The sequence below is a fragment of the Geobacter sp. genome (assembly GCF_027327745.1).
Lineage (GTDB): Bacteria > Desulfobacterota > Desulfuromonadia > Geobacterales > Geobacteraceae > Geobacter.
Window position 1 is genome coordinate 49,490 of sequence record NZ_DAHVYG010000023.1, and the last position, 12,881, is coordinate 62,370.

Annotated in this window: 10 protein-coding genes; 3 read left to right on the forward strand and 7 right to left on the reverse strand. The window is 63.1% G+C overall.

Features of this window, described 5'->3' with window-relative positions:
• Positions 1-7 precede the first annotated feature (7 nt).
• From M6689_RS04310 to M6689_RS04340, 7 genes are read right to left on the reverse strand one after another with little or no spacing between them, the layout of a single operon-like run.
• A complete protein-coding gene (locus M6689_RS04310; protein WP_298268247.1) occupies positions 8-910 on the reverse strand; it encodes an ATP-binding protein in 903 nt (300 codons plus the stop codon).
• Positions 910-1,704 carry a M48 family metallopeptidase gene (locus tag M6689_RS04315; protein WP_298268249.1) on the reverse strand — a complete coding sequence of 265 codons (795 nt, stop codon included), beginning with the start codon at positions 1,702-1,704 and terminating at the stop codon, positions 910-912. The genes M6689_RS04310 and M6689_RS04315 overlap by 1 nt, the downstream gene beginning before the upstream one ends.
• A gap of 17 nt (positions 1,705-1,721) precedes the next feature.
• Positions 1,722-2,246 carry a hypothetical protein gene (locus M6689_RS04320; RefSeq protein WP_298268251.1) on the reverse strand — a complete coding sequence of 175 codons (525 nt, stop codon included), beginning with the start codon at positions 2,244-2,246 and terminating at the stop codon, positions 1,722-1,724.
• A gap of 18 nt (positions 2,247-2,264) precedes the next feature.
• Positions 2,265-3,119 (reverse strand): oligopeptide ABC transporter permease, encoded by an 855-nt coding sequence (opp4C, locus tag M6689_RS04325; protein WP_298268253.1) that lies wholly within the window; start codon positions 3,117-3,119, stop codon positions 2,265-2,267.
• Between the two features lie 3 nt (positions 3,120-3,122).
• Positions 3,123-4,103, reverse strand: a complete 981-nt coding sequence (locus M6689_RS04330; protein ID WP_298268255.1) for an ABC transporter permease — start codon at positions 4,101-4,103, stop codon at positions 3,123-3,125.
• The gene (locus M6689_RS04335; RefSeq protein ID WP_298268257.1) at positions 4,100-5,719 is read right to left on the reverse strand and encodes a peptide-binding protein; all 1,620 of its coding nucleotides are present in this window, start codon (positions 5,717-5,719) and stop codon (positions 4,100-4,102) included. Before M6689_RS04335 ends, M6689_RS04330 begins: the two co-directional genes overlap by 4 nt.
• Positions 5,716-7,437 (reverse strand): tetratricopeptide repeat protein, encoded by a 1,722-nt coding sequence (locus M6689_RS04340; protein ID WP_298268259.1) that lies wholly within the window; start codon positions 7,435-7,437, stop codon positions 5,716-5,718. Before M6689_RS04340 ends, M6689_RS04335 begins: the two co-directional genes overlap by 4 nt.
• Before the next feature lie 257 nt (positions 7,438-7,694).
• On the opposite strand from M6689_RS04340, the gene M6689_RS04345 reads away from it, so the two are divergent.
• The 3 genes from M6689_RS04345 to M6689_RS04355 are packed head-to-tail and all read left to right on the forward strand — an operon-like array spanning position 7,695 to position 12,810.
• Complete coding sequence (locus tag M6689_RS04345) at positions 7,695-9,275, forward strand: bifunctional aminoglycoside phosphotransferase/ATP-binding protein (RefSeq protein ID WP_298268261.1); 1,581 nt, start codon at positions 7,695-7,697, stop codon at positions 9,273-9,275.
• Positions 9,266-9,523 (forward strand): hypothetical protein, encoded by a 258-nt coding sequence (locus tag M6689_RS04350; RefSeq protein ID WP_298268263.1) that lies wholly within the window; start codon positions 9,266-9,268, stop codon positions 9,521-9,523. The genes M6689_RS04345 and M6689_RS04350 overlap by 10 nt, the downstream gene beginning before the upstream one ends.
• A complete protein-coding gene (locus tag M6689_RS04355; RefSeq protein ID WP_298268265.1) occupies positions 9,520-12,810 on the forward strand; it encodes a SpoIIE family protein phosphatase in 3,291 nt (1,096 codons plus the stop codon). Before M6689_RS04350 ends, M6689_RS04355 begins: the two co-directional genes overlap by 4 nt.
• Positions 12,811-12,881: the final 71 nt, after the last annotated feature.

Genomic DNA, 12,881 nt, shown 5'->3' on the forward strand with positions numbered 1-12,881 from the left:
TCTTTGCTCACGCCTCCCGTGTCACCGCCACCCGGAGCCGGCCTGCCAGATCGTCGATGAACTGCCGTGCGGCGCGCCCCGAGCGGTTCCCTTTGTAGAGTGCCCACTGGAGGGCCTCCCTCCGCAGTTGCTCCTGCTCCACCGGCAACGAGAATTTTTCGGCGTAGCGCTCCACGATCGCCAGATAGGTCTCCTGATCGAACGGATAGAAGCTCAGATTCAGGCCGAAGCGGTCGGCAAGGGAGAGCTTTTCCGAGACCGCCTCCTCCGGATGGATCTCCCCTCCCAGGTTCTCCTCCATCCGCTCCGGCATCAGGTGGCGGCGGTTGGAGGTGGCGTAGAAGAGGATGTTCTCGGGACGAGCCTCGATCCCCCCCTCCAGGAGGACCTTCAGCTCCCGGTAGGCTCCCTCCCCTTCCCCGAAGGAGAGGTCGTCGCAGAAGAGGATGAAGCGCCGGGGAACCGTCCGCAGGGTGCCGATGATCGCCGGCAGGGTGAGGAGCTCGTCCCGCTGCACCTCCACGAGGCGAAGCCCCCGCCCGGCAAAGCGGCGCAGGACCCCCTTGATGCAGGTCGACTTGCCGGTCCCCCGCTCTCCCCAGAGAAGCACGTTGTTGGCCGAAAAGCCGGCGACGAACTGCTCGGTGTTACGTATCAGGTCCTCCAGGGCGAAATCGATGCCGACCAGGTCCCCCAGATCGGGGAGATGGGGGTGCTCCACCGGTTCAAATGTGCCGCCCATGCCGATCCGGCGCCAGCGGAAGGCGATGTGGCGGTCGAACAGCTCCCAGCCGGGCGCGGGAGGGGGAACCGTCCGGTCGAGCACCCGGTCCACCCGTTCGAGAATCTGTTCCAGTCGTTCGGCGATACTGTCCCACCGAACCGCCGTCACTCCGCGCTCGTCACCCATCACAGCCGCCCCCTGATCCGCCGGAATTCGGCATTGTCGACGGGGGGATAACCCTGTTGGGGGAGGGCGGCGATCTCCGCCTGGACCCGCTGAATCCGCTCCGAGGTGAGGGGGTGGGAGGAGAAGAACCTGGCAAGGGTGCCCGGGCTGCTCTGGCCCATGCTGTCAAGCTTGCGGAAGAAGGTCACCATCCCCTGGGGGTTGTAGCCGGCCCTGGCCATGGTCTCCACCCCGAGAAAGTCGGCCTGGTTCTCGAACTCCCGGCTGTACGACATCATCCCCGCCTTGCCGAAGAGTTGGGCCGCCAGCTGGGCGAGGAGGTTCGGGTTGTCCCCCAGGACCAGCGAGAGTACCAGCGAATAGCCGTACTGCTGGGTCATCTGGCGGGTGCCGTGGCGGGCCACTGCGTGGTTGATCTCGTGGGCCATGACCGCCGCCAACTCCGTTTCGTTCTCCGCTGCCTTGAGCAGACCGGTCTGGACGTAGACCCGCCCGCCGGGGATGGCGAAGGCGTTGACGCTGTCGTCCTTCACCACCTTGAAGACGAAATCGAACGGTACCTCCCGGGCCCCGGTCAGGAGCCGGCGTCCGACCCGATCCACGTAGCGCTGGACCTCCGGATCATTGAGCACCTGCTGCTGTTTCTCGATCTCGGCGGCGAACCTGTTCCCCAGTTCCCGCTCCTGGTCGAGGGAGATCAGGTTGAAGCCGCGGATGTCGGTCATCCCGGTGGCGCACCCCGCAAGGAGCCCCACGGCAATGAGTGGCAGGAGCAGCAGTTTTGCGAAACCCATGGCGCGCCTCCCTTTGTTCAGCGGTCCTTCAGCGTGCATTCCCGTTCCCATTCGACGTACCCTCCCCCCTCTATCTCCCAGAAGCTCCGGATGCGGTCGTCGTAGTAGGCGAGCTCGTCGCACTCCCGCTCCACGGCGGCGCCAAACGGGGCGGAAATATCCCCCCGGGCGGCGAGAAAACGGTAGAACGCCCGCACGCCGGCGAGATGGCCGGCCAGCTCCTCGATGGACGGCTCGATGGTGTTCACGATGTACCAGTTGCCGGCGAACTGCCGGACGATCTCCGGCCGCTCGTCGAAGAGGTTGCGGTGCTTGTAGCCGACCACGAAGTCGCGGACGTAATAGTCGGCGCCATTGGCGAGGGCGGTCGCCTCTTCGGGGGACATCCCGGCTTCGAGGAGCGAAAAGTAGAAGCGGGAGAGGAGCTTGCGGCAGAGCCCGTCGGCCCTGATCTCGTCCTCGACGCTGGCGATGGCGAAATCGTCCTTGTTGATGCGGAGTTCCCCTTCGAGCTCCATGGCGGGCGAATAGGTTTCGGACATGGGTACCTCGTTGGTGTTTTATCGGTTCAGCCGCGGGTCGAGGGCGTCGCGGATCCCTTCTCCCAGCAGATTGTAGGCGAGGACCGTCACCAGGATGGCGAGGCCGGGAAAGAGCGAGAGCCACCAGGCGAACTCGACGTAATCCTTGCCGGCGGTGAGGATGTTCCCCCAGCTCGGTGTCGGCGGCTGCACGCCGATGCCGAGAAACGAGAGGGCCGATTCGGTCAGGATCGCCCCCGCCACGCCGAGGGTGGCCGAGACGAGGACCGGCGACGCCGCGTTCGGCAGGATATGCCGGAAGATGATCCGCAGATCGGACGCCCCCAGCGCCCGGGCCGCCAGGACGAAATCCCGCTCCCGCAGCGACAGCACCTCCGCCCGGACGAGCCGCGCCACCCCCATCCAGCCGGTAAGGCCAATGATCGCCATGATATACCAGATGTCGGGCTCCAGGAAGGCGATCACCGCCAGGATCAGGAAAAAGGTCGGAAAGCAGAGCATAATGTCGACGAACCGCATGATGACTGTGTCGACCACCCCGCCGTAAAAGCCGGAGACCAGGCCGAGCACCGTCCCGATCGCCACGGCGATCCCCACCGACACGAACCCGACCTTGAGAGAGATCCGCGCCCCGTAGACCACGCGGGTGAAGACGTCGCGCCCCAGCTCGTCGGTGCCGAACCAGTGGTCGGGCGACGGCGGCAGCAGGACGTGGTAGGCGTCGATGGCGCCGGGCTCCCATGGGGTGATATACGGGGCGAGAACCGACAGGAGGAAGAGGAGCAGCACCACGCCCCCCCCCGCGATGGCAAGGCGGTTATGCCGGAAACGTCGCCAGAAAACGGTGTATAGCCAGCTCTCGCACAGCGCCATGTGCTACCCCCTCCCCTGCCTGATCCGGGGATCGGCCACGGCGTAGCAGATGTCGGCCAGGAGGTTTCCGACCAGGGTCAGGAACGCGCCGATGACGAGGATCCCCATGACGAGCGGGTAGTCCCGGGCCATGACCCCCTGGTAGAAGAGCTGCCCCATGCCGGGGATGGCAAAGATCGTCTCGAAGATGACACTCCCCCCGATGAGCCCGGGGAGCGAGAAGCCGAGGAGCGTGATCACCGGCAGCAGGGCATTGCGCAGCGCATGGCGGTAGATCACCGTCCGCTCCGCGAGCCCCTTGGCCCGGGCGTTGGTGATGTAGTCCTGCCGGATCACCTCCAGCATGGTGGAGCGCATGTAGCGGGAGAGCCCCGCCAGGCTCCCGAAGGTGGCCACCGAAACAGGGAGGATCAGGTGCTTCAGCAGGTCGCCGAACCACGAAAGCGGCGAAAGCCCCTCGCTTCCCAGGGAGTGGAGCCCCGAGATGGGGAGCCAGCCGAGCTTCACCCCGAAGAAGTACATGAGAAGGAGCGCCAGCCAGAAGGTCGGTACCGCGAAGCCGAGGAAGACGAAGACCGTGATCCCCTTGTCGTAGAGGGTGTCGCGGTGGGTGGCGGCAAAGACGCCGATGGGGATCGCCAGCCCGAATTCGAGGATCAGGGCGATGATGTTGAGCGACAGGGTGACCGGGATCCTCTCCCGGATCTTGTCGGTCACCGGCCGGTGGTCCGGGGCGAAGGAGCGGCCGAAGTCGAAGGTGGCGACCTTCTTCAGCCAGGTCACGTACTGCACGTGGAGCGGCTTGTCGAGGCCGTAGAACTCCCGGAGCCGCTGGCGGGTCTCGGCGGTGATCTTGGGGCTCAGGGCGGTCATCGCCTCCACCGGCTCGCCGGGGGCGAGGCGGATCACCACGAAGGTTATGAGCGTGATCCCGAGCATGAGCGGGATCATGGCAAGGAGACGCTTCAGAAGATAGGCGGTCATTGGTGGAGCTGCTCCTCCTTCGGCACGTACCAGTGGATGAAATCGTACATGATCCCGGCCGGCGCCGGCTCGATCCCCCGGAACCGGGAGCTCACCGCCGGCAGGGAGTCCGGAACATAGAGGAAGGTGTACGGCTGGTCCCGGGCCAGGATCTCCTGGATCCGCCAGTAGCAGCGCCGGCGCTTCTCCTGGTCGAAGGTCCGCCGCCCCTCTTCGAGAAGGCGGTCGACTTCGGGGTTGCTGTAGCCGATGAAGTTTAGCTCCTTGGGCCCGGTCTTGCCGGAATCCCAGATATCGAAGATGTCCGGGTCCTGCGGGATCGTCCAGGCCAGGATCACCGCTTCGAAATTCCTCTTGTCGATGAAATTGGTCAGAAACGACGCCCACTCCAGCACCCGGATCTTCACCTCGATCCCCACCGCGCGGAGTCGGCGCTGGATGATCTGGGCGGTCTTGATGCGCTGGTCGTTCCCCTGGTTGGTAAGAATGGTGAAGCTGAACCGCCGGCCGTCCTTTTCCAGGATGCCGTCGGATCCGGTTTCGCGCCACCCCGCCTCGGCCAGGAGCGTCCGGGCGCGGGCCGGGTCGTAACCGAAATCGTTCACGTTCGGGTTGTAGGCCCAGGTCCCCGGCTTGTAGGGACCGTGGGCCGCCTGCCCCAGTCCGAGGAGCACGCCGTGGACGATTTCGTCCTTGCTGATGGCGCAGGTGATCGCCTGGCGCACCCGCCGGTCGGTAAAGAGGGGGTTTTTCAGATTATACCCGAGATAGGTGTACGAGAAGGAAGGGTAGCGGTACTTGACGAAGCGGGCGCGAAAATCCGGCGTATCAGTCTGCCGGGCGAACTGGACCGGCGAAAGCCCCATCATGTCGATCCCCCCCGCCTTGAGCTCCAGGTACATGGTGGCGCTGTCGGGAATGATCCGGTAGATGTACCGGTCGACGTACGGACGACCCTCGAAGTAGTCATGGAACGACTCCAGCACGATCTTCTGGCCGGCAATCCACTCCTTGAAGCGGTAGGGGCCGGTGCCGACGGGTCGCCGGGCAAGCTCGCTCCTGGTGATGTCCTTCCCCTCCAAGAGGTGGGCCGGGAGGATGTTCATCCCCCACGAGGCGAGGGCCGGGGCAAAGGGCTTGCCGTAAGTGACCCGGAACGTGTAGGGATCGGGTGCCTCGGCCTTCCTCACCTGCTTGAAATCCTCGGCATAGGCGGTGGGGGTCCTGGGGTCGATGGTGACCCGGTAGGTGTAGAGGACGTCGCGGGAGGTGAAGTCGGCTCCGTCGTGCCACTTCACCCCCCTGCGGAGGTGGAAGGTGATCGTGAGCCCGTCGGGGGAGACATCCCACGACCGGGCCAGGTCCCCCACCAGCTTCAGGTCCTTGTCGTACTCGACCAGGCCGTTGTAGACCCAGCCCGCCACTTCGTGGGAGGGGGAGTCGGAGGCGAGAATCGGGATCAGGGTGGACGGCTCGCCGATGGAGCCGACCACCAGGGCGTCACCGTAGGCGGGTGGCCCCGCCGCGCGGCGGGTGGGGGCGGTGGGGGCGCTCCCGTCGCTGCAGGAGACGAGAAACATGAGCGAAACCAGGCAGAGTAACCGCCGCCAGCTCATTTTTCCAGGCTCTCCGCCTTCACCTTTCTCTTCTTCTCGAGGATATCCTTGCGCCCCGGTTCGGCCGCCAGGATCTTCTTGTAGAGCTCCAGGGCCTTGCGGTGCTCGTGGCTCGCGGCATAGGCGTCAGCCAGATGCTCCATGACCGTCATATCGCCATCGGCCAGCTTCAGCGCCCGTTCCAGCAGCGGAACCGCCTCGTCGAAACGCTTCATCTTGAAGTAGACCCAGCCGAGGCTGTCGAGGATGAAGCCGTCGTTGGGGCGCAGCTGCACCGCCTTCTTGAGGTACTGCAACGCCTCGTCGAGATTGGTTCCGAGTTCGGCATAGGTGTAACCGAGGTAGTTGAGGGCCTGGGCATCATCGGGAGAAAGGGCGATCACCTTCTTCATCTCGGCGATGGAGCGATCCTTCTCCCCCATCTTGTCGTAGATGGTGCCGAGGCGAAAATGGAGATGCGGATCGGCACCAAACTGATCTTCGACCCCTTTGAGCAGCTCGACCCCCTCGGGGAACTTCCCGATCGATTCGTACAGCCCCGCAAGGTAGAGGTAGAGATCGAGCTGTTTCGGATTTGCGGCAATGGCATCGCGCAGGACCGCGATCCCCTTGTCGGGCATTCCCTTGTCCTTGTACAGGAATGCGATGTGCCCCACCGATTCGAAGTAGTTGACGGTCCCCGGGGGGATCTTGGAGAATTCCTCGATCGCCTTGTCGAACTCTTCCTTGTCCTCGTAGGCGCTCGCCAGGTAAAAACGCACCTGGTGCGCCGCCGGCTCCTTGGCGAGAATCTCCTGGAACTCGGCGATCGCCTCGTCGTAATGCTCAAGCTCCAGATGAATGAGACCGATCTTGCGAAGGGTCTCCACCCCCCCGACCCCCTTTGCCTTGAGACTTTCCAGGTAGGGAAGCGCCTCCTCGAACCGCTGCTGCTGGAGGAAGAGCTGGACGAGGTGATGGACCACGGTGACGTTCGAGGGGTTGGACTCCAGCAGTTGCTTGTAGGTGGCGACGGCATCGTCGAAGAGACCTAGTCCCTCCTGGGCGATCCCCCGGTCGATGAGCGCCTGCTCGAAATCGGGCTTGAGCTCCACCGCCTTGGAGTAATAGCCGATTGCCTCCCGGCCGAGTTTCATCTGATCGTAGGTCTTGCCGAGGTAGTAGTAGCCGAGATACGACTCGGGATTGACCTTCACGAGGGCCTTGAGGGTGCTGACCGCCTCCTCGTAGTCGAAGGTCTTCACGTAGGAGACGGCGAGGTGCAGGTACGCATCCTCCTTGGCGGGATCGAGCTCGACCGCTTTCTTGAGGTGGGGGACCGCCTCCTTGTCGCGTTTGAGGCTCGCCAGGATCATGCCGGCCATGAGATGGGCCTGGCGCTGGTTCGGATCGAGGCGGATGGCGTTCTCGCATGCCTTCAGCGCATCGTCGAGCCGGTTCGTTTTCAGATAGATCTCTGCCACCGCCACATGAAGGAACGCCGAATTGGGATCGGCCTCGATGGCGCCGTTCAGGAGCGTGAGCGCCCCATCCATGTCCCCTTCCAGGACCCGAAGCCGCGAGAGCGAATAAATGTAGAGCGCCCGTGACTCCGCAATGGTAACCGCCGGCCTCGATGAAAGCTCGGGAGCAAGGTTCTGTCTCCCGGCACCATTGGCGGTGCAGCCCGGAAGGACGGAGAGGGTCAGGAGGAGCGCGGCGACCATGCGTGTTTTCATTGGTATTCCTGTCTGGGACGCCGGCAGGGAACGGAATGCTCTGCAGCGGGCATTCGGAAGTACGCCGTCCGGGTCGGGCGAAACCTGAATTGTTCGATGAGGATCAAAAGGCTCGGAGTGGGGGCAAACGTGCCTCAACTATGTAAGAAAGCTAGCACAACTCATATATGCCGTCAAACAATTATCTCCGCCGCAACCCTTGCGGGAAGCGGCGTTTGTGATACTGTTTGACAAGACTTTTTACCTGTGGACATGTCATGGAACAGCGATTCGTACGCTCACTCCTGAAGCCTTCCGCCTATGCCGAGTCCACCAGCACAGTGGAGCTCATCCAGACCCACGTTTCCTACATTTTCCTCACCGACGACCATGCCTACAAGGTGAAGAAGCCGGTTGACTTCGGCTTTCTCAACTTCGCCACCCTCGACCGCCGCCGCTTTTACTGCGACGAGGAAGTGCGCCTCAACCGGCGTCTCTGTCCCTCGATCTACCTGGGGGTGATGGAGGTGCGGGAAACCGCAGCCGGCGGCGCTGCGTTCTTCGGCGAAGGACCGGTCATCGACTACGCGGTAAAGATGAAACGACTCCCGGCGGAGCGGATGCTCGACCGACTCCTGGCCGCAGGAAGGGTCGGCCGGGACGATGTCCGCACCATCGCCGGGACCATAGCCGACTTCCACCTCCGCGCCGAGCGAAACGGCGAGATCGCGGCCTGCGGCAGCCTCGACGCCATCAGGTCCAACTGGGACGAAAACTTCGGCCAGAGCCGCTCATTCTGCGGTGCGACCATCCGCGGGCGGGACTTCCTGCTCATCGAGCAGTGGGTGGAGCGGTTTCTGAAAGAGCATTCCGCTCTCTTCGCCGGCCGGGTCGCCGGAGGGTTCATCCGCGACGGCGACGGGGACCTCCACCTGGAGAACATCTCCCTCGGCGAAGATGGCAGCGTCTGCATCTTCGACTGCATCGAATTCAACACCCGCTTTCGCTACGGAGACACCGCCGCCGACATCGCCTTTCTTCTCATGGATTTCGACTTCCACGGTCGACCCGACCTATCGGAGCTCTTCCTCGACGAGTACGTCCGGGCGACCGGAGACGGGGAAGTCCGCCCCGTCGTCGATTTCTACAAGGTCTACCGGGCCTATGTTCGCGGGAAGGTCGAAAGCATGCGGATGGCGGACCTCCAGATACCGGAACCGGAACGGAATGCGGCCCGGGAGCGGGCTTCGCGCTATTTCCGCCTCGCCCGTGGGTACATCGTTCGCGGCACTCTCCCGAAAACGCTCATCATCACCTGCGGCCCCACCGGCAGCGGCAAGAGCTTCGCGGCCCGCGAAATCTCCCGCGAGCTCGGACTGGAAATCATCAGCTCCGATGTGATAAGAAAGGAGCTGGCCGGCCTCTCCCCCCGAGACCGCCGCAGCGAAAGCTTCGGGGAAGGAATTTACTGCGCCGCGGCCACCGCCCGCACCTACGCCGAGCTTCTGAACCGGGCGGAGGAAAGGCTTGCCGCCGGCAGGGGAGTCATCGTGGACGCGACGCTGCGCCACACCGCCGACCGGGCGCCGTTTCGCCAGCTTGCCGCACGGCACGGCGCGCGTTTCCACATTATCCACGCCATTTGCCCGGAGGAGCTGCTCCGGCAGCGTCTCGAAGCCCGCAGGCGAGATCCCGCCGAGCCATCCGACGGGAGATGGGAGGTATACCTGCACCAGCGGGATGACTTCGAGCCTCCCACCGCCGGAGAAGGGAACCTGTTGACCGTCGATACGTCAGGAACTGCCGCGGAGATTGCCGACGCGCTTCTGGAGGGGATGGGGATACTGCCGTGTGGCTGAGATTCTGGAACGGACTGTTCAAACGGTTGCAGCTGCGGGAATCGTGGGTGATCTTTTTCGCCCTCGGCACCATCATGCTCAACTACCCCTTTGTCCAGATCTTCAACAGGACTGACACCGTCGGGGGCATTCCCCTCCTCTATCTCTATTTCATGGGAGGCTGGGTCATCTCCATCTTCGTCATCTATCTCTTCACCAGGGCCAGCAGCCTCTCCGGCGACCACCAGGACGAAGGAGAGCAACGGTGATCCTCAGCATCGAACTGGTGACCGGGGTATCGCTCCTCTACATCGTCTTCCTCTTCATGGTGGCCTATTACGCCGACAAGAAGCGCGAGGCCGGCAAGAGCATCATCGCCAACCCCATCGTCTACACCCTTTCCATCGCCGTCTATCATACGACATGGACCTTTTACGGCAGCGTGGGGAAGGCCGCCACCACCGGCATCGACTTCCTGCTCATCTATCTCGGGCCGACGCTGATCGCCTTTTCGTGGTGGTTTCTGCTTCGAAAGATCGTCCGCATCGCCAAAGAGAACAACATAACCTCCATCGCCGACTTCATCAGCTCCCGCTACGGCAAGTCCCAGTGGCTCGGCGCCATCATCACGGTCATCGCCCTTCTCGGCATCATGCCGTACATTGCGCTGCAGCTGAAGGCGGTCTCCTCGACCTTCGACATCCTCTGCGGATACCCCTACGTACAGCTCCCCCTGCTGCACGGCAACTTCCCCCTGTCGCTTCACACCAACTTCTTCGCCGCCATCATCCTGGCCGTGTTCGGCGTCATCTTCGGTGCCCGCCGGCTCGTCTCCTCGGAGCGGCACGAAGGGCTGGTGGCCGCCGTCGCGGTGGAATCGGTGGTCAAGCTCGCCGCCTTCCTTTCCGTCGGCATCTACGTCACCTACGGCCTCTTCGACGGCTTCGGCGACATATTTTCGCGCATCTCCTCCCAGGGGAAACTCCTCGACCACCTGACCACCCTCGGCGGTGAGGGGGAAACATCCTACGCACGGTGGTTCTCCACCCTTTATCTCGCCATGGGTGCCATCATCCTCCTCCCCCGCCAGTTCCACGTGATGGTGATCGAGAACTCCAACGAAGAACACATCAAGAAGGCCATGTGGCTCCTTCCGGCCTACATGTTCCTCATCAACCTCTTCGTCATGCCGATCGCCCTGGGGGGAATCCTCCAGACCGGCGGCATCCTCGGCGCCGACTTCTTCGTCCTCACCCTCCCCCTGAGGAATGGACACTCCTGGCTCACACTCCTCGCCTTTCTCGGTGGGTTTTCCGCCGCCGCCGGCATGGTGATGGTGGAGTCAGTGGCGATCTCCACCATGATCCTCAACCACCTCCTGATGCCGATCATCGTGAGCCTCAACCCGCGCCCCTGGTTTCCCAGGCTCCTGATCAACCTGAAACGGATCTCCATCTTCGTCGTGGTCCTGCTCGGCTACCTCTACCAGACGGTGGTGGGGGAAACGTTCATGCTCGTCAACATGGGGCTCATCTCCTTCGCCGCCGCGGCCCAGTTCGGCCCGGCGCTCATCGGGGGGCTCTACTGGCGCAGGGGAAACAAGTCCGGCGCCCTTGCCGGCATCATCCTCGGTTTCCTGTTCTGGGCATACACGCTTCTCATCCCCTCCTTCATCATGTCGGGCTGGCTCTCGAAGTCGATCCTCGACCAGGGCCCGTTCGGCATCGCGCTCCTGAAGCCGACCGAGCTCTTCGGCCTTGCCGGGTTCGACATCTGGACCCACTCGGTCTTCTGGAGCCTGCTCTTCAACGTCGGTGCCTATCTTGCCTGCTCCATCCTCCTTGACCAAAGCGACCGGGAGCGGGACCAGATGAGGAAATTCGTCGACGTCTTCAAGGCCAAGGCCAACGGGGTCCCATGGGAAACCAAGCGGATGTCGAAACCGGTCACCATCATGCAGTTCGTGACCCTGATGTCGAAATTCATCGGCGAAGAGCAGGCCCACACGGCAATCGCCGAATACCTGGGGAACAGGGAAATCAACGAGCAGGGGGGAGTTTCCGAGTTCGAGCTGCCGAAACTCAAGCGCTTCACCGAGAAGACCCTGGCAGGTTCCGTCGGCGCTGCGGCGGCGGGGGCCATCGTCGAAAGCTACCTCTCGGATCTCGGCACGCGGATGGAGCCGGTCTACGACATCTTCAGCACGGTGCAGGCCTCGCTCGCCGAGAGCCGCGAGGCCCTCTACGTCCGGCTCAGGGCCTCGGAGATCATGAACCGGACCCTCGACCTCCAGATCATCATGGACGACCTCCTCAACCTGGTCCTGAAAGAATTCAAGCTCGACCTGGCGGTGATCCGGCTGATCGACGGAAGCGGGATGCTCCGGGTGAGAAGCTACAGCGGCAAGGGGATCGCCGGCATAACCGGCAAGGATTGGGAACCGGAGAGCGAGACCTACATCGGCGAGGCGTTCCTGGCCAACCGCATCCAGTTCGTGAACGACACCCAGTACATAGCCAAACCGATCTCCCGGGAGCTGATGAAGCGGGAAGGGATCAAGTCCTTTGCCCATATCCCCATCGCCCGCAAGGGGGAGCAGCCCCTCGGCATCATGTCGGTCTTCTCCAAGGGGATCGTGGGGCTTTTCAACGAACCGTTCCTCAATCTCCTGGAAAGTCTCGCCGGCCAGCTCGCCCAGGCCGTGAAAATCGTGAAGGAGATGGAGGAGAAGGAACGGGAACGGGCGCAGAAAGAGCGGGCGCTCCTGGATCACGCGCGGGTCGTGAACGAGATGGAGATCGCCAAGCAGATCCAGCTATCGCTCCTTCCGTCTTCCCCCCCGACGCTGCCCGGTATCGCCATCGCCGGCCGCTGCCAGCCGGCAACCCACGTCGGCGGCGACTACTACGACTTCTTCCTCCACGGCGAACACGGTCTCGACCTGGTTATCGCCGATGTCTCGGGGCACAGCGTTGGAGCCGCCCTCATCATGGCCGAGACCCGAAGCGTGCTGCGGGCCCAGGCCAGCTCCGACAAGAATGTCGATGCCATTCTCGCCACGCTCAACGAACTGCTCTACGACGACCTCACCGCGGCCGAACTCTTCATCACCATGTTCTATGTCCGTTTCAACACCGAAAATCGCATACTCAGCTACGCCAATGCGGGGCACAATCCCCCCCTCGTCCACCGCGACGGCATGACGACCTGCACCGAAATTGACGCAGACGGCCTGGTCCTCGGCGTACGGCGCGAGGTCTTCTTCGAACACCGGAGCATCTCCCTGCAGGAGGGGGACATCGTCCTGCTCTACACGGACGGCATCACCGAGACGCAGAACCGGGAGGGGGAATTCTTCGGCTCGGCCCGCCTCTGCGACATCCTCGCGGCCAACCGCGACCGGTCGGCAGATGAGGTCGTCGAAGCGATCCTGCGGGAGGTGGGAACATTTTGCGGCGAAGCACCCCAGAACGACGACATCTCCATGGTCGCCTTCAAGGTGCTCTCCGTGCCTTCTGTTGACGATATTAATGAAAGTCCGCCCCAAATGGTGTAAGATAGCAGTGCAAGCAGAACCAATCCCGCCGGTCTTTTCTTCGCGGAAGACCCTGGCGCAACAAGGAGCAA

Bases quoted from the DNA above. Each gene is read 5' to 3' on its own strand.
- M6689_RS04310 (WP_298268247.1), bottom strand. From the start codon at position 910: ATGGGTGACGAGCGCGGAGTGACGGCGGTTCGGTGGGACAGTATCGCC.
- M6689_RS04315 (WP_298268249.1), bottom strand. From the start codon at position 1,704: ATGGGTTTCGCAAAACTGCTGCTCCTGCCACTCATTGCCGTGGGGCTC.
- M6689_RS04320 (WP_298268251.1), bottom strand. From the start codon at position 2,246: ATGTCCGAAACCTATTCGCCCGCCATGGAGCTCGAAGGGGAACTCCGC.
- opp4C (WP_298268253.1), bottom strand. From the start codon at position 3,119: ATGGCGCTGTGCGAGAGCTGGCTATACACCGTTTTCTGGCGACGTTTC.
- M6689_RS04330 (WP_298268255.1), bottom strand. From the start codon at position 4,103: ATGACCGCCTATCTTCTGAAGCGTCTCCTTGCCATGATCCCGCTCATG.
- M6689_RS04335 (WP_298268257.1), bottom strand. From the start codon at position 5,719: ATGAGCTGGCGGCGGTTACTCTGCCTGGTTTCGCTCATGTTTCTCGTC.
- M6689_RS04340 (WP_298268259.1), bottom strand. From the start codon at position 7,437: ATGAAAACACGCATGGTCGCCGCGCTCCTCCTGACCCTCTCCGTCCTT.
- M6689_RS04345 (WP_298268261.1), top strand. From the start codon at position 7,695: ATGGAACAGCGATTCGTACGCTCACTCCTGAAGCCTTCCGCCTATGCC.